25 protein-coding genes are annotated in these 23,323 nt (G+C 56.6%); 13 read left to right on the plus strand and 12 right to left on the minus strand.

What is annotated here, in order from left to right; all coding sequences use genetic code 11:
• The first annotated feature begins 309 nt into the window (after positions 1-309).
• From rplS to AC2FLP_RS16310, 3 genes are all read left to right on the plus strand, one after another.
• Entirely contained in the window at positions 310-693 is a 384-nt protein-coding gene (rplS, locus tag AC2FLP_RS16300; protein ID WP_117869922.1) for a 50S ribosomal protein L19, read from the plus strand.
• An 11-nt stretch (positions 694-704) separates the two neighbouring features.
• Positions 705-926, plus strand: a complete 222-nt coding sequence (rpmE, locus tag AC2FLP_RS16305; protein WP_050605278.1) for a 50S ribosomal protein L31 — start codon at positions 705-707, stop codon at positions 924-926.
• Positions 927-1,099: 173 nt separating this feature from the next.
• Positions 1,100-1,327 carry a hypothetical protein gene (locus AC2FLP_RS16310; RefSeq protein WP_299900393.1) on the plus strand — a complete coding sequence of 76 codons (228 nt, stop codon included), beginning with the start codon at positions 1,100-1,102 and terminating at the stop codon, positions 1,325-1,327.
• A gap of 8 nt (positions 1,328-1,335) precedes the next feature.
• Here AC2FLP_RS16310 and AC2FLP_RS16315 read toward each other — a convergent pair whose 3' ends face one another.
• Together AC2FLP_RS16315 and AC2FLP_RS16320 are read right to left on the minus strand one after the other, a co-directional pair.
• Positions 1,336-2,931: an MFS transporter gene (locus AC2FLP_RS16315; RefSeq protein ID WP_299900390.1), complete on the minus strand. Its 1,596-nt coding sequence runs from the start codon at positions 2,929-2,931 to the stop codon at positions 1,336-1,338.
• A 78-nt stretch (positions 2,932-3,009) separates the two neighbouring features.
• On the minus strand, positions 3,010-3,897 hold the full coding sequence (locus AC2FLP_RS16320; protein ID WP_117869925.1) for an AEC family transporter: 888 nt from the start codon (positions 3,895-3,897) through the stop codon (positions 3,010-3,012).
• A 217-nt stretch (positions 3,898-4,114) separates the two neighbouring features.
• On the opposite strand from AC2FLP_RS16320, the gene AC2FLP_RS16325 reads away from it, so the two are divergent.
• The gene (locus AC2FLP_RS16325; RefSeq protein ID WP_117869926.1) at positions 4,115-4,924 is read left to right on the plus strand and encodes a division plane positioning ATPase MipZ; all 810 of its coding nucleotides are present in this window, start codon (positions 4,115-4,117) and stop codon (positions 4,922-4,924) included.
• Positions 4,925-5,015: 91 nt separating this feature from the next.
• Here the strand turns inward: AC2FLP_RS16325 and AC2FLP_RS16330 are convergent, their stop codons facing one another.
• The 4 genes from AC2FLP_RS16330 to AC2FLP_RS16345 form a co-directional block, all read right to left on the minus strand.
• Positions 5,016-5,501, minus strand: coding sequence for a GNAT family N-acetyltransferase (locus tag AC2FLP_RS16330; RefSeq protein ID WP_496684940.1), 486 nt, complete (start codon positions 5,499-5,501; stop codon positions 5,016-5,018).
• Positions 5,502-5,740: 239 nt separating this feature from the next.
• Entirely contained in the window at positions 5,741-6,568 is an 828-nt protein-coding gene (locus tag AC2FLP_RS16335) for a class I SAM-dependent methyltransferase (protein ID WP_299900381.1), read from the minus strand.
• Positions 6,569-6,825: 257 nt separating this feature from the next.
• Entirely contained in the window at positions 6,826-8,064 is a 1,239-nt protein-coding gene (locus AC2FLP_RS16340) for an adenylate/guanylate cyclase domain-containing protein (protein WP_496684937.1), read from the minus strand.
• A 60-nt stretch (positions 8,065-8,124) separates the two neighbouring features.
• On the minus strand, positions 8,125-8,577 hold the full coding sequence (locus tag AC2FLP_RS16345; protein ID WP_117869928.1) for a MarR family winged helix-turn-helix transcriptional regulator: 453 nt from the start codon (positions 8,575-8,577) through the stop codon (positions 8,125-8,127).
• A 57-nt stretch (positions 8,578-8,634) separates the two neighbouring features.
• Between AC2FLP_RS16345 and hmgA the strand changes: the two genes are divergently transcribed.
• The 7 genes from hmgA to AC2FLP_RS16380 all read left to right on the plus strand — a co-directional run bounded on the left by hmgA (position 8,635) and on the right by AC2FLP_RS16380 (position 15,454).
• Positions 8,635-9,990 carry a homogentisate 1,2-dioxygenase gene (gene hmgA, locus AC2FLP_RS16350; RefSeq protein ID WP_299900375.1) on the plus strand — a complete coding sequence of 452 codons (1,356 nt, stop codon included), beginning with the start codon at positions 8,635-8,637 and terminating at the stop codon, positions 9,988-9,990.
• Between the two features lie 209 nt (positions 9,991-10,199).
• Positions 10,200-11,456 (plus strand): fumarylacetoacetase, encoded by a 1,257-nt coding sequence (gene fahA, locus AC2FLP_RS16355; protein WP_117869930.1) that lies wholly within the window; start codon positions 10,200-10,202, stop codon positions 11,454-11,456.
• A 10-nt stretch (positions 11,457-11,466) separates the two neighbouring features.
• Entirely contained in the window at positions 11,467-12,417 is a 951-nt protein-coding gene (locus tag AC2FLP_RS16360) for an MBL fold metallo-hydrolase (protein ID WP_299900369.1), read from the plus strand.
• 133 nt (positions 12,418-12,550) lie between these two features.
• A complete protein-coding gene (locus AC2FLP_RS16365) occupies positions 12,551-14,161 on the plus strand; it encodes an FAD-dependent oxidoreductase (protein ID WP_496684935.1) in 1,611 nt (536 codons plus the stop codon).
• A 5-nt stretch (positions 14,162-14,166) separates the two neighbouring features.
• Complete coding sequence (locus AC2FLP_RS16370; protein ID WP_117869932.1) at positions 14,167-14,364, plus strand: DUF2783 domain-containing protein; 198 nt, start codon at positions 14,167-14,169, stop codon at positions 14,362-14,364.
• Positions 14,365-14,375: 11 nt separating this feature from the next.
• A complete protein-coding gene (gene maiA / locus AC2FLP_RS16375) occupies positions 14,376-15,014 on the plus strand; it encodes a maleylacetoacetate isomerase (RefSeq protein ID WP_496684933.1) in 639 nt (212 codons plus the stop codon).
• Positions 15,015-15,100: 86 nt separating this feature from the next.
• Positions 15,101-15,454 (plus strand): DOPA 4,5-dioxygenase family protein, encoded by a 354-nt coding sequence (locus AC2FLP_RS16380; RefSeq protein WP_299900359.1) that lies wholly within the window; start codon positions 15,101-15,103, stop codon positions 15,452-15,454.
• Here the strand turns inward: AC2FLP_RS16380 and AC2FLP_RS16385 are convergent.
• Positions 15,433-17,061: an acyl-CoA synthetase gene (locus AC2FLP_RS16385; RefSeq protein ID WP_496684931.1), complete on the minus strand. Its 1,629-nt coding sequence runs from the start codon at positions 17,059-17,061 to the stop codon at positions 15,433-15,435. The genes AC2FLP_RS16380 and AC2FLP_RS16385 overlap by 22 nt on opposite strands.
• Before the next feature lie 220 nt (positions 17,062-17,281).
• Between AC2FLP_RS16385 and AC2FLP_RS16390 the strand changes: the two genes are divergently transcribed.
• Together AC2FLP_RS16390 and AC2FLP_RS16395 are read left to right on the plus strand one after the other, a co-directional pair.
• Positions 17,282-18,673 carry an aminotransferase family protein gene (locus AC2FLP_RS16390; protein WP_299900354.1) on the plus strand — a complete coding sequence of 464 codons (1,392 nt, stop codon included), beginning with the start codon at positions 17,282-17,284 and terminating at the stop codon, positions 18,671-18,673.
• Between the two features lie 162 nt (positions 18,674-18,835).
• Positions 18,836-19,297, plus strand: coding sequence for a hypothetical protein (locus tag AC2FLP_RS16395; protein ID WP_496684929.1), 462 nt, complete (start codon positions 18,836-18,838; stop codon positions 19,295-19,297).
• 100 nt (positions 19,298-19,397) lie between these two features.
• Here the strand turns inward: AC2FLP_RS16395 and AC2FLP_RS16400 are convergent, their stop codons facing one another.
• The 5 genes from AC2FLP_RS16400 to AC2FLP_RS16420 all read right to left on the minus strand — a co-directional run bounded on the left by AC2FLP_RS16400 (position 19,398) and on the right by AC2FLP_RS16420 (position 23,226).
• A complete protein-coding gene (locus AC2FLP_RS16400) occupies positions 19,398-20,087 on the minus strand; it encodes a hypothetical protein (protein ID WP_496684928.1) in 690 nt (229 codons plus the stop codon).
• Positions 20,088-20,460: 373 nt separating this feature from the next.
• Positions 20,461-20,826, minus strand: coding sequence for a 50S ribosomal protein L20 (gene rplT, locus AC2FLP_RS16405; RefSeq protein ID WP_170561280.1), 366 nt, complete (start codon positions 20,824-20,826; stop codon positions 20,461-20,463).
• A gap of 14 nt (positions 20,827-20,840) precedes the next feature.
• Entirely contained in the window at positions 20,841-21,041 is a 201-nt protein-coding gene (gene rpmI / locus AC2FLP_RS16410) for a 50S ribosomal protein L35 (RefSeq protein ID WP_010443552.1), read from the minus strand.
• Positions 21,042-21,224: 183 nt separating this feature from the next.
• Positions 21,225-22,775 carry an alanine/glycine:cation symporter family protein gene (locus tag AC2FLP_RS16415; protein WP_117869938.1) on the minus strand — a complete coding sequence of 517 codons (1,551 nt, stop codon included), beginning with the start codon at positions 22,773-22,775 and terminating at the stop codon, positions 21,225-21,227.
• Between the two features lie 13 nt (positions 22,776-22,788).
• Positions 22,789-23,226, minus strand: coding sequence for a universal stress protein (locus AC2FLP_RS16420; protein ID WP_117869939.1), 438 nt, complete (start codon positions 23,224-23,226; stop codon positions 22,789-22,791).
• Positions 23,227-23,323 lie beyond the last annotated feature (97 nt).

Consider the following 23,323-nt stretch of genomic DNA (forward strand, 5'->3'; position numbering starts at 1 on the left):
CTGTGGCAACGGTGGGATTTTCGAAAGGCGGATTCCCACTGCTTCGCCATACGATTTGTCCTTGATCCCGGCACACAATACCCTTAAACGACCGCAATCCGGTGCCGCATTCTGCGACTCCGGTGTTTTGGTTTGATTCATGGCTTGAAGCTCGGCTTTCTTCGGCGGGGATGTGTCAGATCAAACCAGACCAAAGGAACATTCGATCTGACCTCTGGCGGGCTGCATGCAGGACCCGGTGAAGACCAAGAGCTCTCAGGCCGTGCCCAAACTTCGTGGACCAACCACGAGCATATAGGAGTACCTGCGATGGATCTTATCGCACAGCTTGAGGCGGAACAGATTGCCGCCCTGGGGAAAGACATCCCCGACTTCAAAGCGGGTGACACCATCCGTGTCGGCTATAAGGTGACCGAAGGGTCGCGCACCCGTGTGCAGAACTATGAAGGCGTCTGCATCGCGCGCAACAACGGCAATGGCATTGCCGGTTCGTTCACCGTTCGCAAGATTTCGTTTGGCGAAGGCGTGGAACGTGTGTTCCCGCTGTATTCGACCAACATCGACAGCATCACCGTTGTCCGCCGTGGCCGCGTTCGCCGCGCCAAACTGTACTATCTGCGCTCGCGCCGTGGTAAATCCGCGCGTATCGCAGAAGTCACCAACTACAAGCCCAAGGCTGGCGCCGAAGCGTAAGGAACGGAAAGATGAAAAAAGACATCCATCCCGATTATCACGTCATCGACGTCAAAATGACCGATGGCACCGTGGTTCAGATGAAGTCCACCTGGGGCGCCGAAGGCGATCAGCTGGCTCTGGAAATCGACCCCTCCGTGCATCCAGCGTGGACCGGTGGCTCGTCGCGCCTGATGGACGCTGGCGGCCGCGTGTCGAAGTTCAAAAAGAAATACGAAGGTCTGGGCTTCTAAGTCTGACTGGTTTCGAATTCGAAAGGCCGTCCCTTGGGGGCGGCCTTTTTTTGTAAGCTTCCATGTGTCTTATGGACGCGACACCGGACAAACCGGACAAGATGCGTTTGGGCACAGGCTCAGTGATGCTACACTCCGGGTGACCAACGCCCAGCTTCCACGGAGACCCGGACATGCCCCAGTACAACGACATGATCGAGCTATCGGTCGAGGATATGGATCTGATTGAAACGGCATTGCGCGGTTCGATCGCTTCGTTGTCACAAACTGCACTGGACGAACCAGAGAACAACAGGACCAACCGTGAAGACACATTGCGGCGCATTCACGAACTTCTGGGCAAGCTGCACGATCAGAAGGTCTTTTTTCGTCCTCAAAAAGGGGTGTACCTCGGCGGTTAGGGACAAGGCTATCGCGGTTTGCGCGTCAAGTCCGCTGCACTGTGGGGAGGGGGAACTGGTCCACGCAATAGCATGAGTGCCAGAGTCATCCCGGCCAGCGCCGCGATCGCTGCAACCATCATGGCACTGTTAAAGGCGTTGTCCTGCATATCCCTTAGGGCCTTCGCCAATTTACTTCCCGTTGCCGGATCCATCTCCGAGATCAATTGCTGTATCTGGCTGGGCGCTCCATGTGTCAGCGCATGGGCCAGATCCTCGCGCTGGGTTGACCCGGCAGGCAACGCGTCGATCACCTCGGACAGACCGCGGCGTTTCGTGATTGCTTCAGCCAGACCTCCGACCACGGCGCCAAGTGTTGCTCCGAAATAGAGACAGGCGTTTATGACCCCCGAACCCTGCCCGACATGTTGCTCGGGTAGCAGGCGCAGACCCAGACGAGGCAACAGCGAAAAGCAGATGCCCAGCCCGACCCCGACGATCAGCAGCTTCCACCAGATTTCGGAAAAATGCGTGGTGTTCGTGGTTGTCGTCAGCAGCAGGAACCCGCAGGCCATTGCCCCCAGGCCAATCGCGATCGGCCACTGAAAGCTGTACGGGGCAAGAAAGCGGGGCGCGGTGACAGATATCACAAACATGCTGAGGCTGAGCGGCATGATCGCCAGCCCCGCACCGATGGACGAATACCCAAAAGCATCGGGCGATTGGACGAATGTATTGAAATAGACAAAGAAGCAGAACAGCGTGAAGCCGGTAAAGAACATCCCCGCCGCGGCCATCAAATAACGCGGATGGCGAAAGTACCGAAGCTCGATCAGGGGGTCGTCGCTGCGGCGGGATACGATGACAAGGGCAATTGTCGACACGGCCGCCACGCCCAGAGGCACCAGCGTCAGAGGCGAAGTCCACCCACCGCTTTCCCCATTGCTGAGCGCAAAGGACAATGGCCCGAGGAAAAACAGTATGGCAACGGCCCCTGCATAATCGAACTTTGCGTCGGCAAGGCGGGTTTCGGGAACATATTTCCGTTTTCTGACATGCAGACCGATGGCAAAGGCCAAAGCCAGCAGAACCAGGTCGGCTGCAAAGACCGCGCGCCAACTGACATAGTGGCCGAATGCGCCGCCGACGATAGGCCCTACACCAATCGCCAGTCCGACAATCGCGCCCCAGATGCCGGTGACGCTGGCGCGCTGCTCCTCGGGCGTGGCTGCCGTCAGCAGTGACAAAGAGGTGCCAAACAACGCCGCCGCGCCTGCACCTTGCGCGCAGCGCCCGATGAGCAGCATGGCCCCATCCTGCGCAAACAGGGCCGAGGCTGACCCGATTGCAAAGACAATCATGCCAACGAAAAAAACACCCATCTTGCCGGTGATGTCCCCCAACCGGCTAACGATGCAAACAAGCGTCGCACTGGTCACGGAATACGCGGCCATCACCCATTGCAATCCTGACGGGGTCAAATCGAACTCGGCCTTGAGGTTGGGCAAGATGGTGGTCACAGCAGTGGTGTTAAACCCCACGACCATCATGCAAATTGCCGTCAAGGCCAGCACCACGCGGGCGCCGGATTGCGGAGATACATTTGCCGAGGTCTCGTCGCCCATTAAGCACTCGCAAACCAAGATTGTTTGATACGATTATTCATCAGTTTAGCGATTTCTGACCCTGAGCATAGGGCTGCGTCAGATCCAGTAGGACAGGGCAAACGGCAGCACCAGGATTGTGCTGAGCGTGGAGACAAGAATATACCCGGCCACATCTGCCCCGTATTCCGGAACATGCTGGTCGATAAACAGATAAGTCGCCACGGATGAAGGCATCAGGCAACACAGGATCAGAGCACCCCGTTGCGCTCCCGTAAAACCAAACAACCAGATCAGAACGCTGGCAATTGCAACGGCCATCGCCAGATGCAAGGCTGTTAGCAGAACAGCACGGCCCAGGCTTTTCACTTGCAACGTCGCAAGAGTATGCCCCAGTGTGAGCAGCATGAGAGGGATCGACAACCCACCAAGGATGTCAAAGGACTTTGCGACCGGTTGTGGCAGGCTTTGCCCGGTCGCCATCAGGATCAGAGAGAACCCCACGGCGTAAATAATCGGGGACGTCGCCAGTTTTCTGGCTGAGAATTCTCCGGCGGGAATCCACATGCCCACGGTAAAGATGCTGATGAGCACCACCACCACGAACGCCATGGTGTAGGCCATACCTGCATCACCCAGCGCCAGCAGAGTGATCGGCAGGCCAATGTTGCCGACATTGCCGTGCATCAATGGTGTCAGAAACGCGCGCACTGGCAAGCGGAGACTCCTGAGCGCGACATACCCCAAAACACCGAAACCGGCCACCGCAAGGGCAGCGGCGGTCATCATGTCAAGAAACGTGCCTACGGCCAGTTTGGTGGTCGACAAATGAGAAATGATCAGTGTCGGATAGCCGACTTTCGAAACGATCCCGCCAATGACCTTGTTGTCAAATGGGGCCTGAATCACGGCAAGAACATAGCCAATACCAGCGCAGATCAGAACTGGCAGAACCACGTTCAATACGTTCAGGAACAGGTGCTCCAAGCAGAATTCTCCTAGCCGAAACCGTTTTTCGACAGTGAATCAGTGTCATTGCATTGGCAAGCGCCCTGTGTAACCCGTGTTCTGCGTTAGGTTTTCCCAAATAGAGTCTGATATTGCCCGAAAGCGCCGCTTGAGGTTCTTTTCATCGCGGTCGACACAACATATAGTGGGCACCAACAACGTGTAGTGAAGCACGGCGAGACTTGGGAATACAAGCATGGCACATATCATTGTGGTCGGGAACGAAAAGGGTGGCGCAGGCAAATCGACCGTGTCGATGCATGTGGCAACCGCACTGGCCCGATTGGGGCACAAGGTCAGCACCTTGGATCTGGACCTGCGTCAACGCAGTCTGGGACGCTATTTCGAGAACCGCAACAACTTCCTCAAAAGCTCGGACCTGACTCTGCCAAGCCCGCGCCATCACGACCTGCCCGAGATTGATGCCGCCACGCTGAAACCGGGCGAGAATATCTATGACCATCGCCTGTCTGCCGCCGTTTCCCAACTGGAAAGCGACAGCGACTTTATTCTGATCGACTGCCCGGGGTCTCATACCCGGCTCAGTCAGGTGGCGCATTCGCTGGCCGACACACTGATCACCCCGCTGAACGACAGCTTCATTGATTTCGACCTGTTGGCACGGATCGACTCGCAGGGAGAGAAGATTCTTGGCCCCTCTGTCTATTCCGAGATGGTCTGGAACGCACGACAGTTGCGGGCGCAGGCTGGACTAAAGCCCATCGACTGGGTCGTCGTTCGCAACCGCGTCGGTACACAACGCATGGTCAACAAGGAAAAGATGCAGCGCGCGATCGAGATGCTGTCGCAGCGCATCGGCTTTCGCGTCGCCTCGGGCTTTTCCGAGCGGGTTATTTTCCGCGAGTTGTTTCCCCGTGGCCTGACCCTGCTGGACCTCAAGGACATCGGCGTCAAACAGCTGAACATCTCGAACATCGCCGCCCGTCAGGAGCTGCGCGACATGATGAAAGAGCTGAACCTGCCGGGTGTGGAGATTGATTTCTGATATGCTGTTTCGGCGACGGCTCTGCGGACAAAGTTACCGTTCCGCTTGGAGGACCATATGTCCGTTTAGCTGAGAGACAGTAAGTTTTGTTTCAAAGTCCCATACTCATCTCATGCCATGCCATTCCTCCGTGGTCGGAGGCAGAGCGTCTCAGATAGCTATAGCCCAGCTTCTCGTAAAGCGACACGTGATGCTCTTTGCGCATCAGATGGATCGTTGCCTTGTTCATCTGCTGCATTCGCCTGACAAACTCATCCATCAGAGACCTTGAATAGCCCTTGCCTTGTTCGGTCGGGTCTACGACAACGGACATGATGACCACATTGGGCGCGTCAGGGTCGTGGCCGATAAGTTCCTTGAACTCCTCGTCAGACATTTCAACCTCATGAGCGCATCCGCAGTTGATAAAGCCAACGACCGTTCCATCCACTTCAAGGATCAGAAAGCCATCGGGGTAGGTCTCAATCCGCCTGCAGATTTTGGCGTGTGTCGCAGCCTCTTCACCTTCGTAGGCCGCGGTCTCGATTTCGAAGCAGCGATCCGCATCAGCGGCATGGGCATTTCTAAACTTGCACATACAGTTCTCCCACTTGTTATGGAGAGATATAGCCTAAAAAACCCGAAGCTGTCTCGCGGCCGGCAAAGCGTATCGATAACCAGACAAAGGCGCGAATTGCAGCCTCTGCCGAATTGGCTTGAACTGTTCATCTGACGGTTTCAGCAGGTCATCCGGTCGGTTCAGGGGATATCAAAACCGGCTAGCGGGACAAACTTGCCAGTCGCTGCACGCGCATAATCACAAAGAGTTTGCTAAAGTCAGCGGCGAACGGCCGAAACGATGACGGACGGAGCCGGGACCAGAAAACCGCCATTGTGTTTAATACCTTGAGAGCGAGTACGTGCCGCCAGATCAGAGCGAATTGCATCTCGTTTTAGGACTGGCTGCGCTCCCAAAAGTGATGCTGCGCGAACGGCGCCTTGGTCAAAGGCATCAAACAAGTCTTCAGGTTGCTGCACATGCAGTTCTGACGGCACCTCGATCAACTGAACCTCTGCAAATCCCGCTTTGGTGACTTTAGTTTCAGCAGCAGCGCGGTCCGCAAGCATATGAGCATCAGGTCCGAAGGGCAATGTGACCGAGGGGTCGCCCAGACGTCCAACCGCATCGAACAACCAACCGAATGCACCATCTGATCCTTTCCCTCTCCAGATTGAAAATGCGATATGCCCTCCCGGTCTCAATACCCTTGCCGCTTCCGCCAAACCACGTTCGGGATCGGGAAAGTGCGGTACGCCGAAACCAATAGTGACAGCATCAAAGCTTTTATCGGCAAAGTCCATTGACATCGCATCTCCTTGAATGAAGGAAGCGTCCGGCACAGCTGCTTGCGCAAGGGAAATCATTGCCGCAGAAAAGTCGAGCCCGGTTACAGTAGCGCCTCTTGACGTGAGTTCTGCAGCGACCACACCATGCCCGCTGCATAGATCAAGAACCGTTGATTTAGGTCCAGCCGAAACTGCATCCGAAAGCCTTTGCGCCACAACGAGCGTAGCTCGGTCGAACCCATCTGCATAACCCTTGGCGATAGCTGGATTGGCCCAGCCTTCGCGCTCCATCTTTTCAAAATCATTGAGGTCGGTCATGCATACTCCAAATCAGGTCAACGTAGCATCAACAATTTTCTGAAGCCAATGGAAGCCCTCTTCGCGCCCTACGATAGCCTCCCGGCAGTCTTGCCACGACCTCCGCTGGAAGCTCAAACCAGCTATTGGATTAAGGCCGCATTATTCTTGAACGTCCGGGCTAACCCGCCGCTCATGCCCAGCTAAACCAAGACGTTCCATCTAGTCCTTCAGGTTCGGAAATGCTGAACGTAATAGCCGCAGTTTCACTCGGTTCCTTATGGTTCGCCGGGACTGTATACCGTAAACAGCTCTTTCGGCTCATTCACACCCCGCAGCATGTAGCGACCGACCGAGACAAGTTCCTGCGCGCAGGGTCGTGCAGCGCGGGCGACGTCGTCCGAGATCAGGATTCTCTGACCTAAAGACCGGTGCATGCCCGCGATGCGGGCGGCCTGGTTTACAGCCGGGCCGATCACGGTGAAGTCCAGTCGCGTCTCGGACCCGATATTGCCATAGAGAATTTCGCCGGAGTGTAGCGCCAGCGTATAGTTTGCCACAGGCAGGCCTTGCGCACGGCGTTTGGCGTTCAGTTCATCCATGCGGGACTGCAACAAAGGCACGGCGCTCAGCGCAGCGCGAGCGTCTTCGTCGATCTCTCCGACATCGAACATGGCCATCAGCCCGTCGCCCATGAATTTCAGGATGTTACCGCCCTTGTCATGCACCACACCCACGGCAACAGCCAGATAGTCGTTCAGCATGTCGATGATCTCATGCCCTGGCAGGTCTTCGGACAGCGTGGTGAAGCCTTCTAGGTCGAAATTCCAGATCACCGCATCGATTTGCTGTAAGGACCCGCGCCGAATTTCACCCGACAGAACCCGGCGACCGGCATCCCGCCCCAGGTAAACCCGCATCAGATCCTTGGCCAATTCCTGGTTCTTTGCGGATTTGAGCGCCAGCCCCAGATGCGGCAGTACAGTGTGTATTCGGTTCAGATCGCTGTCTTCAAATCCGTTCGGTGCGTCGCTGGTCCAGGACATCAGAACGCCATCGCTGACCTTTTTCGTGCCGTCGGGGCGCAGTTGTTTCGCTCCTTCATAAGACAGGCCGGTGGCATAATAATCGGTTGCTCCGATTTCACGCAGATCGTTCAGCAGGGGAAAGCGGCTGGGTTCGTTGTGCTCGACCAGTTTGACCCGGATTTCATCCAGATCTTCGTTTAGCAGCGCATAGAGAGGGCTTCGCTGCCAAACTTCGCTGGGCGTGTCCGTGTATTCAAACGTCTCGGATTCGCCACCCGCGCCGTTGTACCAGCTGTAACCGGTGCCGCCATAGACCGGATGCAGGGTCGATTGCGCCGCATGAAAGCGCAACAACGGAACACCAATATCTACCAATCGGGTACAAAACCCTTCCAACAACTCTTCTTGCCCGGCGCCCTCAAGCCCCTTGTTGACCAACCAATCGATCAGAGAATGTGTGGAATCCGAAGCGGAATCTAGCGAGGTCATTTTAATGTCCGTATCAAGCATGATCCCCATTTGGGGGCGACACGCATCAATTGCCATAGATCAGTCCAAACCGGCCAACCTTTGCAGCATTTGACGCAACAACGCGGCCTCTTCCGGTTTGAACAGGCCTGACAGTTTCGCATCGTACTTGGCAGCAACGCCGCGCAGGTCACGATACACAGCCTGCCCTGCCGGTGTCAGTGTCAGCCATTCCGCCCGCCGATCCGCTTCGTCCCGCGTGCGTTTCAGATATCGACGTTCTTCCAGCTTGGCGACCGCACGGCTGATCTTGGTTTTGTGCATTCTGGCGCGCTCTCCGATTTCCTTGGCGGTCATCTCGCCAAACAGCCCCAAATGGAACAACACCCGCCATTCGGTTCTGAGCATCCCATAGCGGCCCTTGTAAACAGCCTGAAACTCAAGCGAAGCCCGTTCGGCAGCCTGATTCAGCAGGAAGGGCAGAAAATTCTGCAAATCAAAGTCATCATTTTTTTCGGATTCATCGTGTGTCATGCTTGTTAGTTACAAAATCAACTATTAACCGACAAGCAGCAAACGGAGGAAAACGCAATGAATCGTCCGACTGATCCGCATACGCTGACACAGGCTGCAACGCCTGTCGGAACTCACGCAGGCTATATGCCCGGGTTTGGGAACGACTTTGAGACCGAGGCCCTGCCCGAGGCCTTGCCGCAAGGGATGAACAGCCCGCAACGGTGCAACTATGGTCTTTACGGAGAGCAGCTGAGTGGCACGGCCTTTACCGCCAACCCACCTGAGCGCACCTGGTGCTATCGTATTCGCCCATCCGTAAAGCATTCGCATCGTTATGAAAAAATCGATCTGCCCTACTGGAAATCGGCCCCATGTATTGATCCGGATGTGATCAGCCTTGGTCAGTACCGTTGGGATCCCATCCCGTATTCCGATGAAGGTCTGAATTGGATGACGGGTATGCGGACCATGACGACCGCAGGTGATGTGAACACGCAGGTCGGCATGGCAAGCCACATCTATCTGGTCACGGAATCCATGGTCGATGACTATTTCTTCTCGGCTGATTCCGAATTGCTGGTTGTGCCACAGGAAGGGCGCCTGCGATTTGCGACAGAACTGGGAATCATTGACCTGGAGCCAAAGGAAATCGCGATCATTCCGCGTGGTTTGCTGTACCGGGTTGAGGTTCTGGAAGGCCCTGCGCGCGGCTTTGTCTGCGAGAATTACGGTCAGAAATTTGAATTGCCGGGTCGCGGGCCGATCGGGGCCAATTGCATGGCCAATCCGCGCGACTTCAAGGCACCGGTGGCGGCTTATGAAGATCGTGAAACCCCTTCTACCGTGACAATCAAATGGTGCGGGCAATTCCACACCACCAGGATCGGCCACAGCCCGCTGGATGTCGTGGCATGGCACGGCAACTATGCGCCCTATAAATACGACCTGCGCAACTATTGCCCCGTCGGCGCGATCCTGTTTGACCACCCCGACCCGTCGATCTTTACCGTTCTGACGGCGCCGTCCGGCCAGCCGGGTACGGCCAATATCGACTTTGTCCTGTTCCGTGAACGCTGGATGGTAATGGAAGATACCTTCCGCCCGCCATGGTACCACAAGAACATCATGTCCGAGCTGATGGGCAACATTTACGGTCAGTACGACGCGAAACCGCAGGGCTTCGTGCCGGGTGGGACTAGCCTGCATAACATGATGATCCCGCATGGCCCTGACAGGGAAGCTTTTGACAAGGCGTCATATTCCAATCTGGGGCCGGACAAGCTGGATCAGACGATGTCGTTCATGTTCGAAACCCGCTTCCCACAGCACCTGACCCCGTTTGCTGCCACCCAAGCGCCACTGCAGGATGACTACATCGACTGCTGGACATCCCTTGAGAAAAAGTTCGACGGGACGCCGGGCAAGAAATGAGCCGCCCACTGGTTCACTTTCATTGCAGCCGTTCTGCTGGCGTGGAATTGAACCGGTTGCTGAGCTAACATTCCTCGGCAACCGGTGTGCAGTGACGCGCCCCTCGCATACGATGTGCCACAACCGAGGCGGCTTCGTGCTATTGCAATCGCTGTTCCGGAGTTAAGATCCTTCAGAACCTCTTAGAACATAACAAACAGGGGCAAGATATGCCTTTAATGACTTCTTGGGTTGCGTCGGCCAATGACGCGACACATCCGTTCCCACTGAACAACCTTCCGTACGGCGTCTTCTCGACCGAAGGTGATGATCCGCGCTGCGGCGTGGCCATCGGTAACATGATCCTTGACATTACCGCAGCCGAGGCCGAGGGCCTGATCTCCCTGACCGATGAGCCACTGTTCGACATGCCGTTCTGGAACCCTCTGATGGAGGAAGGTCCAGCCGTCTGGACCGCGCTGCGCGAACGGCTTATCAGCCTTCTGGCCGAAGGTTCAGACGAGCAAGCCAAGGTCGAACCTCTGCTTGTCAAACAAGAAGACGCGGAAATGCATCTGCCCTTCGCCGTCAGCGAATACACCGACTTTTATGCGGGTCGAAACCATGCCTTCAACGTCGGCACCATGTTCCGGGGGCCCGAAAACGCTTTGCCGCCGAACTGGCTGCATATTCCGATTGGCTATAACGGCCGGGCATCTTCGGTCGTGGTATCGGGAACGGAAATTCGCCGCCCCTGGGGTCAGCTGAAAGCGCCCGATCAGGACTTGCCCGCCTTCCTGCCCAGCCGTCGCTTTGACATCGAGCTTGAGATGGGCGCGATTGTCGGAACACCCTCGGATGGTCCGATCACCGTGCAGGAAGCGGATGACAATATTTTCGGCTACGTGCTTCTGAATGACTGGTCCGCGCGGGACATCCAGGCATGGGAATACCAGCCGCTGGGCCCGTTTCAGGCAAAGGCCACGGCCACCTCGATCAGCCCATGGATCGTGACCAAGGCGGCCCTCGAGCCATTCCGCTGCGACACACCGCCCCGCGAGTTCGAGCTGCTGGATCACCTCAAGGATTGCGGCCCGATGCTCTATGACATCGATCTGGCGATCACCATGGCACCTACCGGGCAAACCGCCACGACGATTGCCCGGACCAACTACAACCAGATGTACTATTCTGCTGCGCAGCAATTGGCGCATCACACCACATCAGGATGCCCCATGAACACGGGCGACCTACTGGGATCCGGAACCATTTCCGGGCCAACCAAACCTGAACGCGGCTCGCTGCTGGAGCTCAGCTGGGGCGGCAAGGAACCCCTGACATTGGACAGCGGTGAAACCCGCAGCTTCATCGAGGATGGCGACACGTTGACCCTTACCGGTGCGGCCAGTGCGGACGGCTACACGATCGGCTTCGGTGAGTGTGTCGGCACCGTTCTGCCTGCTCTTGAAAACCCATATTCACGATAAGGAACCCACCATGGCCAAAGCATTCGCGTCCCAGGGGGACATGTCGGAAAAAAAGATCAGCTTCACTGAAGTCGGAGAAGGGCTCTATGCCTTTACCGCCGAAGGCGACCCGAACTCGGGTGTGATCATCGGTGACGACAGCGTGATGATAGTCGAGGCGCAGGCGACTCCGCGTCTGGCAAACAAGGTGATCGAATGCGTGCGTTCCGTCACCGACAAACCGATAACGCATGTGGCCCTGACCCACTATCACGCAGTACGTGTTCTGGGCGCAAGCGCGTTCGGCGCGCAGCAGATAGTGATGTCGGACATGGCCCGCGCCATGGTCGTGGAGCGAGGTCAGGAAGATTGGGACAGCGAATTCCAGCGTTTCCCGCGCCTGTTCGAAGGGCACGAAAGCATCCCCGGCCTGACCTGGCCCACCACCACCTTCAGCGATACGATGACCGTCTATCTGGGCAACCGCCGGATCGACCTGATGCATCTGGGCCGCGCGCATACGGCAGGCGATATCGTCATCCATGTGCCCGATCAGAACGTGATGTTCACCGGAGATATCGTCGAGTATCACTCGGCCTGCTATTGCGGCGATGGGCATTTCAGCGACTGGGGTGACACGCTGGACGAGATCAAGTGGTTCGATGTCGACGCCATTGCACCGGGGCGCGGCGATGCGCTGGTCGGCAAGGATATGGTGAATGCGGCCATTGAAAATACCCGCGATTTTGTCGAAAGCACCTACCGCCCGGCGGCCAAAGTTGCGGCACGTGGCGGCAGTCTGAAGGAAGCATGGGATGCAGTCCGAGCGGAATGTGACTCCAAATTTGCCGATTACGCGATCTACGAGCACTGCCTGCCGTTCAACGTGGCTCGCGCTTATGACGAAGCTCGCGGCATCGACACGCCCCGTATCTGGACCGCACAGCGCGATCTGGAGATGTGGGAGGCTCTGCAAGGTTGACGAAAAACGGTCGAGTTTGATCCAGATCGTTTTTTGCGGCGGGATTCGATGAAACCATAAGCCAAGGCCTCCGGCGCCCGTCGCCGGGGGACAGGATATGCAGCACATCGGTGCATCTGTTTGGGGGGAGCCCATGAACAAGATCTTTGAATCGCCGCTTTACGGATATGAACGCAGCCCGGATCAGGACAGCCCGATGCCCGTCAGGCGCAAGGTCATCGTGATCGGTGCGGGCCCGGTTGGTCTGGCCGCCGCTATCGATCTGGCCCAACAGGGGGTCGAAGTCGTGGTTCTGGACGAGAACGACAAGGTCAGTTTTGGCAGCCGTGCCATCTGTTTTTCCCAACGCACGCTGGAAATTGCAGACCGGCTGGGTTGCGGTCAGCGATTGGTCGACAAAGGCGTTCTTTGGGACCGCGGCAAGGTCTTTTTCGATGATCGTCAGGTCTATGAATTCAACCTGCAACCGGACGAAGGTTACGCCAACCCGGCCTTCATCAACCTGCAGCAATACCACTTTGAAAACTACTTTGTAGAACGTGTTCGCGAGTTGCAGGCAGACAGCGCGCCGATCGAAATTCGCGGGCGCAACAAGGTTGAGGCGATCGGCACCCACGAAGACCACGTTCGGCTGGAAGTCGAAACCCCCGAAGGCCCTTATACACTCGAGACCGAATGGCTGATCGCCTGCGACGGCGCGGCGTCCCCCACCCGGCGGATGCTGGGTATCGATTTCGAAGGACGCGTTTTCGAAGACAACTTCCTGATCGCGGACGTGATCATGGATGCCGATTTCCCCTCGGAACGCTGGTTCTGGTTTGACCCTCCGTTCAATCGCGGGCAATCCGCGCTTCTGCACAAGCAACCCGACAATGTCTGGCGTATTGACCTGCAACTGGGTTGGGACATCGACAAGGAACGCGAAAAGCGCCCCGAGAATGTGATCCCGCGCCTCAAGGCAATGCTTGGGGATGACGTCGAGTTTCAGCTGGAGTGGGTCTCGATTTATACATTCCAGTGTCGCCGCATGGAAAGCTTCCGCAAAGGACGGGTCCTTTTCGCAGGCGACAGCGCGCATCAGGTCAGCCCCTTTGGCGCGCGCGGTGCCAATTCCGGCCTGCAGGACACTGACAACCTGTGCTGGAAGCTGAAACTGGTGCTGGATGGGAAAGCCCCCGAAAGCCTGCTGGACAGCTACAACGCGGAACGCGTGCACGGGGCTGATGAGAACATCCAGAAATCCAGCCGTTCGACCGATTTCATCACTCCGAAATCCGAGATGTCGCGGGTTCTGCGGGATGCGGTTCTGGACCTGAGCGAGCAGTACGAGTTTGCCCGTCCGTTGGTGAATTCAGGACGCCTGAGTCAACCTTGCACCTATGACAGCTCTTCGCTGAACTCTGCCGACGCGCTGGATGGCCCAGCCGAGACACGCCCCGGCTCGGCCTGCCCGGACGCGCCGCTGGGTGATGAGTTCCTGTTGCCCAGACTGGCAGGCAAATTCACCCTTTTGACAATTGACGCAGATGCCCCGGAGGTGCTGGAAGAAGACGGGGTTGAAGTCACGCGGTTGGCGCTGTCGGTCAAGGATGACCTGACCCTGGCGCTGAAACGTCGCTATCTGGGCGACGCAGCCAGCGCAGTTTATCTGATCCGCCCCGATCAGCACGTGGCGGCGCGACGGGACAGCTATGAAGAAAACAGTTTCCGGCATGCGATCCGCAGAGCCTGTGGTAAGGAGTAAGCGCGATGTCTGACCTGATCCTATCCCCGAATATCGACAATGCTGACGACTTCTATGCCGAGCTGTTGGCTGCGCATGAAGGGCTTGATAAAGCCGACAGCGACGCGCTGAACGCCCGACTGGTTCTGGTGCTGGCCAATCACATCGGCGACGAACAGGTGTTGTCTGACGCCATTCGCGCCGCCGCCTTGACCGACAATTGACGGATTGGAATGTGAGCGAAGTCGTCCTTTATGACTATTGGCGCTCCTCGGCCAGCTATCGGGTGCGGATCGCCCTGAATCTGACCAGGATCGACTATCGCGCGGTTGTCGTCGACCTGGTGGATGGCGAACACAAGGGTGACGCACATATCGCGCGAAACCCACAAGGGTTCGTTCCGGTTCTGGATATTGACGGGCAGCGGCTGACGCAATCTCTGGCCATTCTCGACTATCTGGACAGAACACGTGAATTGAACCTTCTGCCCGACGATGCAGCGGGGCGCGCGCGCGTGCAGGCGCTGGCCTATGCGATTGCGGTGGACATTCACCCTGTTTGCAACCTGTCAGTTGCACGACATGCGACCGCCCTCAGTAAAGACCCATCCGATATGCCCGGAGAGTGGATGCGGCACTTCATCCAGCCGGGATTGCAGGCCTTTGAGACCATGTTGGGTGAGTTTGAACAAACCCCCTATTGTGTTGGTTCGCAGCCCGGCCTCGCTGACATTTGCCTGATCCCGCAGATCTACAACGCGCGCCGGTGGAAGGTCGATTTATCGGACATGCCCCGTCTGTTGGGGGTCGAAAAGGCCTGCGCCGGTCACCCGGCATTTGCCGCAGCACATCCTGAAGCGCACGCACCCCAATAACCTTGCACAGATCCTGTGTGCTTGTGCGCCTAGGCGTCTGGCCCGATCGGACTTAGCTTTGTTTCATCAAAGCAATAGAGGTTCTGATGCCCGAGATCACCGGCTACCATGCCCATGTCTATTTTGACGCCGACACGCAGAACACGGCACAACAGGTCTGCGAAGAGGCCGCCCGTCTGTTCCCTGTCCAGATGGGGCGCATGCATTGCCGTAATGTCGGCCCCCACCCGCGCTGGAGCTGCCAGTTGAGCTTTGCGGCTGATGCCTTTGATCAGGTCACTCCGTGGTTGATGCTGAACCGGCAGGGCCTTACGGTTTTCACCCACCCGGAAACCGGCGACCATCTGGCCGATCACCGCGATCGCGCGATCTGGATGGGTGAAATGCTGGATCTGGACCTGTCGATCTTTGCCAAGCTTCAGCCCAGCGCCCGCGCCTGATCCCGCAGAACGAATTTCTGCACCTTACCGGTTGAAGTCTTCGGCAGGGTGCCAAACACCACGGTCTTGGGCGCTTTGAAATGGGCCATGTTGTCCCGGCAAAAGGCAATCAGCTCTGCCTCGGTCGCGGTTGCGTCAGGCTTCAGCTCAACAAAAGCGCAGGGGGTTTCGCCCCATTTCTCGTCTGGCCGGGCCACAACCGCCGCTTCCATGACTGCCGGGTGTTTGTAGAGGATACCCTCGACCTCGACGGACGAGATATTCTCGCCGCCTGAAATGATGATGTCCTTGGACCGGTCTTTGAGCGCGATATAGCCATCCGGGTGCATGACGCCTAAATCGCCGGATGCAAACCAGCCGCCCTTGAAGGCCCCATCCGTGGCATCAGGGTTCTTGAGATACCCTTTCATCACCACATTGCCCTGCATAAAGATCTCGCCCATGGTTTCGCCGTCCGCGGGAACGGGCTCCATCGTTTCGGGATCGGCTACCATCAGACCAGACAGCGCCGTATACCGCACGCCCTGCCGTACTTTCAGAGCGGCGCGGTCTTCGGGTCCCTTGTCGTTCCATGCATCCTTCCACGCACAAACGACCGAGGGCCCGTAAGTCTCTGTCAGGCCATAAACGTGTGTGACTTCGACCCCCATCGCCTCCATCGCTTCGATCACGGCGGCAGGCGGCGGAGCGCCCGCGGTCATCACCTTGATTTGATGGTCAAAGTCTTTCAGTTCATCTGGCGCGTGGGCCAACATGTTCAAAACGATAGGAGCGCCACAGAAATGGGTGACTTTCTCATCGCGGAATGCCGCATAGATAGGTTCGGCACGCACGGCGCGCAGACAGATGGACACGCCTGCATTGGCTGCCATGGCCCAAGGGAAGCACCAGCCATTGCAGTGAAACATCGGCAAGGTCCACAGATATTTCGAATGCTTGGGCATATCCCAGTCCAGCAAATCCGATTGCGCATTAAGGGTGGCGCCGCGATGGTGATAGACCACGCCCTTGGGATTGCCCGTTGTGCCAGACGTATAGTTCAGTGTGATAGCGTCCCATTCATCCTCGGGCAGTGACCAGTCAAACTCGGGGTCTCCCCCTGAAATCAGGGCGTCATAGGTCAGGCTGCCGAGCCTTTCACCGCCATCAAAGCTGGGATCCTCGATGTCGATTACCAGAATATCATGATCAACCTGCTCCAGCGCCTCTTTCACGACGCCGGAAAATTCGGGATCAACCAACAACGCCTTGGTTTCGGCGTGGTTCAGGATGAAAGCGACTATCGGCGCATCCAGGCGCGTGTTGATGGCGTTCAGAACGGCGCCCGCCATAGGCACACCAAAATGCGCTTCATACATTTCGGGGATGTTTGCAGCGATAATTGATACGGTATCACCCTTTACGACACCTCGTGCGTTCAAGGCACCCGCCAGCCGACGGCACCGGGTATAGGTTTCAGCCCAGGTATACCGCCGCTCACCATAAACGACCGACGGGTAATCGGGATAAACCTGCGCCGTGCGCTCAATGAACGAGAGGGGCGACAAGGGTGTGTAATTCGCCCGGCATTTGTCCAAATGACGCTCATAGATATTGGTCGCTGCCAACTGCTGATCCTCCCTGCACTCGGTTTGCGCGACTTGAGCATAAACTTGGTGCTCTGACAAATCCGTAGTATCACGATACCCTTATTGACTGGCAATACGAGATGGTGCGATCTGGCCCTACTTAGATCCGGCCATTCGCGGTGATCTGAAGCATCTTAAACATAGGCCGGGGCATACCGTTTCCCCACCCCTGCACCGCATCTCACTGAAAGGACTTGTCATGGACGGCACGTTCAACGAAAACGATCTTTCCCGCGTGGTCGAGGCTGACCGCGCCCATATCTGGCATCATCTGATCCAGCATAAACCCTTTGAAACCAATGACCCCCGCATCATTGTCGAAGGCAAAGGCATGCGCGTCTGGGACCAGAAAGGTAAAGAGCATCTGGATGCGGTTTCCGGCGGTGTCTGGACTGTCAACGTGGGCTATGGCCGCGAATCGATCTGTAAGGCCGTATACGACCAGCTGATGAAGTTGTGCTATTTCGCCAATTCGGCCGGCTCGATCCCCGGCGCGATCTTTGCCGAGCAACTGATCGACAAGATGCCCGGCATGAGCCGCGTTTATTACACCAACTCGGGCTCTGAGGCGAACGAGAAAGCGTTTAAAATGGTGCGCCAGATCGCGCACAAGAAGTACGGCGGCAAGAAGACCAAGATACTGTATCGTGACCGCGACTATCACGGCTCGACGCTGGCAACCATGTCGGCAGGTGGTCAGGACGAACGTACTGCACAATACGGCCCCTTCGCACCTGATTTCGTGCGCGTGCCCCACTGCATGGAATACCGCAAGCACGAGCTGGACGGCGCCCCCGAAGAGAACTTCGGCGAATGGGCCGCAGACCAAATCGAAGCCGTGATCCTGCGCGAAGGCCCCGACACCGTTGGCGCGCTGTGCCTTGAGCCGGTGACCGCAGGTGGCGGCGTGATCGAGGCGCCTGAAGGCTATTGGCAGCGCGTGCAGGAGATCTGCAAAAAGTACGACATCCTGCTGCACATCGACGAAGTTGTCTGCGGCGTTGGTCGTACCGGCACCTGGTTCGGGTACCAGCAGTACGGCATCAAGCCGGACTTCGTGACGATGGCTAAGGGCGTTGCCTCGGGCTATGCGGCGATTGCCGTAATGGTCACCACCGAAGAAGTCTTTGACATGTTCAAAGACGACATGTCGGACCCGATGAGCTATTTCCGCGACATCTCGACCTTTGGTGGCTGCACCGCCGGTCCGGCCGCTGCGATCGAGAACATGCGCATCATCGAAGACGAGAACCTGCTGCAGAACTGCATTGATATGGGCGACCGGATGTTGGGCAACCTGCAGGCGCTGATGGATAAGCACGAAGTTATCGGCGACGTGCGCGGCAAGGGTCTGTTCCTGGGTGCCGAACTGGTTTCCGACCGGGCCACCAAAGAGCCCATGGACGAGAAAAAGGTTCAGGCGGTTGTTGCCGACTGTATGGCGCAGGGCGTCATCATCGGGGCCACCAACCGTTCGATCCCCAGCCGCAACAACACGCTGTGCTTCTCGCCCGCACTGATTGCAACCGCAGACGACATCGACCAGATCACTGATGCGGTCGACGGCGCACTGGGGCGTGTATTCGGCTGAACCTAACTGAATAAATCTGCCACCACTCATGCAATCACGGCGGATGAACTTAGACCGGCGCGCCCACCGCGCCGGTTTTTTTGTGTTTACACACACGGGTTTGTCAAAAGCGCCAACTCAAGTACCCTGTGGTTATTACACCCCATGCAGGAGACGTGTCCAATGGTACTAAAGCTCATCCGAAGCCTCGCGGCCGTGGCCATCCTTGCGGTTGCCACCCCTTCCAGCGCCAATGAAGGCAGCGGCTTTCCCCAGATCGTCGGCACCTGGCACGGCACCTATCTGGTGGCCTTCGCCAAATCGAACCCAAACCACGGGAAAGGCCTGCTGAAAACCGAGATGGAGCTGGAGATCACCAAGCTGGACGGCAACCTGATCACCGCCACCAATCGCTGGCGTCGGATCGGCGACACCGATTGGATCGTAGAAGAGGCTATGGGCACATTCAGCCTGGACGAACCCACCCGCTTTGTTCTGGCCGAGGCCGGGATTTCGGGGGATGACGTATCCGCAGGCATCTTCAACGGAGTCTATCTGGATGATGTGATCATGGTCACTTATGCTGGACCGGGGACCGGCGTGGCCTTTGCGGCACAGTTGGTGAAGAATGAAGGTAAAAACTAAGCCTTACAGCGGGTTGGTACGACATAGAGGTTTCAAATTCCTCAATCCGATTTGCCAATGTCAGCAAGGCGGACGAAGCTGACCTTGACCCATTCGGGTTTCACGTGTCTTGGCTTTCTAGGCATCTAATCACGGACGCTTCAAGTAGTTCGCGATTGAAAGGCATACTTTCGGCGGATGTACCCAAGAGGACAAAGGCCATCTTCCAAGTCGCGTCGCAAAACCCTGATGCATTCATCCATGCAACAAAGGCAGCGAACCGCATTCCATTGTGCTGTATCTCGTCGGGTTCATTGCTCGGTTCAATCGGAGACAATTCTAAATCCGGTGGCCGGCCTTGGGCGATGTCCAGAGCAATCTTCAGTCCAACGCCATCAATCGTATCATTGATATAGGCATCTTTTGTTTCCGACATCAGATACTCCAAAAACTCTTGAAGTGTTTCGGCTTTGGTGTCCGGGCTCTCAAGCAGCTTTGCAAAAGTAAGCAGTCTTCTTTGTTGGTATCCGCCCGGCTCTAGGCGTTGTGCTAAGTTGCGAAGTAACTCGGTATCTCCGGTCGCTATTGGCATATAGTATTGGCTTGTCAGCGGGTTAGTCGCTGATGCAAGTAATTCGAGCGCTTTCTCAACGCAACCGTTTAGCCAGAAAGCCGCGATAATCTTGCTTTGATCCCTAGGATTTGAACGGGAAAAATCAGTTAGTTGAATGACATCATAAAGCGAACCTTCTTGTAGTTTCTTTCTGAGCGCTTCTTTGTCGCCATCGAATTGCATTAACGCCGTACGCATCAAAGGCGCTGTAACTCATCCCGCTGTGCGTGGGCGGGTTCATTGGACATAAGCAACATATTCAAACTGGCTAGCCTAACGTCTTGCTCCAAGGCATCACCCAAACTATCCAAATATGACTGAGTAAGCGGTTCGTCATGCCATGTTGGCGTATCAAAGCAATCCGCAAGTGCGGGCATGGTGGCGCACGTTGTTCCTAAAACTAACAAGAGAGTTCGAAAGTTCATAACGGTACCATACTCAATAGGTTTATCCCTATTACCAAAGCTCAGGATTGTACGCTATGGGCTCAAAGCGGCCCAACCGGCTCTCCAACAAAAAAAGGCCGCCCCACATGGGACGGCCCTTCATTCACTGTCTCTCTAAAAGAGGATCAGGCAGCCAGAGCGGCCTGAGCTTTGGCGACGATCGTGCCGAACGCTTCCGGTTCGTGCACGGCCAGGTCGGCCAGAACTTTGCGGTCCACTTCGATACCGGCCAGGTTCAGGCCGTTGATGAAGCGGGAATATGTCAGTGCCTCGTCATGCGAACGGACAGCAGCGTTGATACGCTGGATCCACAGCGCGCGGAAGTTGCGCTTGCGGTTCTTGCGGTCGCGGGTTGCGTACTGGTTGGCCTTGTCTACGGCCTGACGGGCAACCTTGAAGGTGCTCTTGCGGCGGCCATAGTAACCTTTGGCAGCCTTGATGACCTTCTTGTGACGGGCGTGAGTTACGGTTCCACCTTTAACGCGGGACATGTCTTAATCTCCTCTTATCGGTCGTAGGGCATATAGCCCTTGACGATTTTGGCGTCGGGGGCGGACAGGGTGGTGTTGCCACGGGCGTCGCGGATGAATTTCTTGGTCCGCTTGATCATGCCGTGACGTTTGCCGGCCTGGCCAGCAAGGACCTTGCCGGTCGCAGTCACCTTAAAGCGCTTTTTGGCGCTCGACTTTGTCTTCATCTTAGGCATTTCCGTCTCCTTTTCCGGGTTCGGTTTCAGACGCGACTCGGCATGCCATCTCGGCCGGTCACGCGATCAGAAGCGCCGTTTACGCAAGTTCGACTATACTGGCAAGGGGGTTTGGACCAGAATCTGCACTTTTTACAGGCTGATCAGGCACTGGGGCGACAATGGCCGCCCCAGTGATTGGGTTTAGTGTTCGAATTTGCGGATTTCACCGGTTTTCAATCGCTCAGAGTAAGAGGCCAGCTCTTGACGCACCACTTTCATCAGGAAGTAGAGCGCAAAGACGTTGACCACCGCCATCGCAAAGATCGCTGCATCCGAGAAGTCGATGACCGGGCCAAGATTGGCCGCCGCCCCGATGACGACGAAGATACAGAAGATGACCTTGAAGATCAGCTCTTTGGTGTGGCCCTCACCGAACAGGTAAGTCCAGGCCTTGAGGCCATAGTAGGACCAGCTGATCATGGTCGAGAAGGCAAACAGAATCACCGCAACCGCCAGGATATACGGGAAGAAACTGAATGCGCTGCCGAAAGCGGCAGAAGTCAGACTGACGCCCGAGTTGCCGTCAACAGTGGCAATCGCCGTACCGGCCTCATTCAGCATGTAGTTGCCGGTTTCCGGATCGATGATCAATTGCTGGGTGATGATGATGACCAGAGCGGTCATTGTGCAGATCACCACGGTATCGATAAACGGTTCCAGCAACGACACGAAGCCTTCGGTGATCGGCTCCTTGGTCCGAACAGCCGAGTGTGCAATCGCCGCCGAGCCAACACCCGCTTCGTTCGAAAACGCCGCACGTTTGAAGCCCTGGATCAGCGCGCCAACCATGCCGCCTGCAACACCCAGACCGGTGAAGGCACCGGCGAAGATCTGGCCAAAGGCCCAGCCGATCATATCCGCATTCATCAGGATGATGACAAGAGCGGTCAGAACGTAGAGAACGCCCATGAACGGTACGACCTTCTCAGTCACCCGCGCGATAGACTTCAGGCCGCCGACGATGACCATGAAAACAACCGCTGCGAAGACCAACCCTGTGATCCAGCCAGGATAATCACCGACGATGCTCGCGATCTGCTGATGCGCCTGATTGGCCTGGAACATGTTGCCCCCGCCCAGCGCGCCAAGGATACAGAAGATCGAGAACAGAACAGCAAGGATTTTGCCACCCGGCAAGCCCAATTCGTTGAACCCCTTGGACATATAGTACATCGGGCCACCCGAAACGGTGCCATCTTCGTACTCGTTGCGGTATTTCACGCCCAGCGTACATTCGGTGAATTTCGACGCCATACCCAGAAGACCCGCTAGGATCATCCAGAAGGTTGCGCCCGGTCCGCCGATGCCGACGGCAACGGCGACGCCCGCGATATTCCCCAGGCCGACTGTGCCCGAAAGCGCCGTGGCCAGAGCCTGAAAGTGGCTGACCTCGCCCGCATCATTGGGGTCGGAATAGTCACCTTTGACAAGACTGATTGCGTGACTGAAGAACCGCATCTGCACAAAAGCAAAGTACAGAGTGAAGACCGTCGCAGCGATCACCAGCCACATCACGATCCACGGAAAGCTGGTCCCGGGAAATGGCGCGAAGATGAAGCCAACGAATGGACCGGTCAGGTCAGCGAAAGCCTGGTTGATTTTTTCATCAAGCCCCGGAGCGTCTTGCGCAAAGGCAGGGCTAGCGACAATAGCGGCGGCCGTTGAGGCGCCGAGTTGTTTTAGCATTCTCATTTTGTCCCTCCCTTCAGTTCACAACCGTGACCGGAACATCGGCATGCATCACAAGGTTTTGCGTCGAGCTGCCGAAGATACGTTTCTTGATCCCGTCCGCCGAAGACCGGCCAACAACGATCTGCGAGCCGCCCATTTCCATTGTAATGGTGTTCAAGGTCTCCGCCACATCGCCATGACGAACAACACCCTGCGCTTCAAAACCAGCCTCTCTGAGGGCCTCAACGGCAGGTGTCACGATACGCGACGTAGCCAGATCAACCTCTTCTTCCCTTCGTTTGTGACGCTGTGCGTTTTCTTCCGGTGTCTGAAAGGTGTAAGGGGACCATTCGATCACATAAGCGACCACCAATTCACACGTCCCGATCAGCTTTGCCAAATCCTTTGCAAAGGCAATCACGCGCTCACCGGTCTCTGTCCCGTCGAGTCCTATGACAATCTTTGTTGTCATGTCGTTCCTCCATTTTTTTCATTTGGCCGGGGCCCGTGCCCCCGACAGGGCAGCCGGAACTTGGAACTTTCAATAAGACCGCCCTTTGGTAAGTATC

The sequence above is a fragment of the Ruegeria sp. CDSA141 genome, assembly GCF_059612005.1.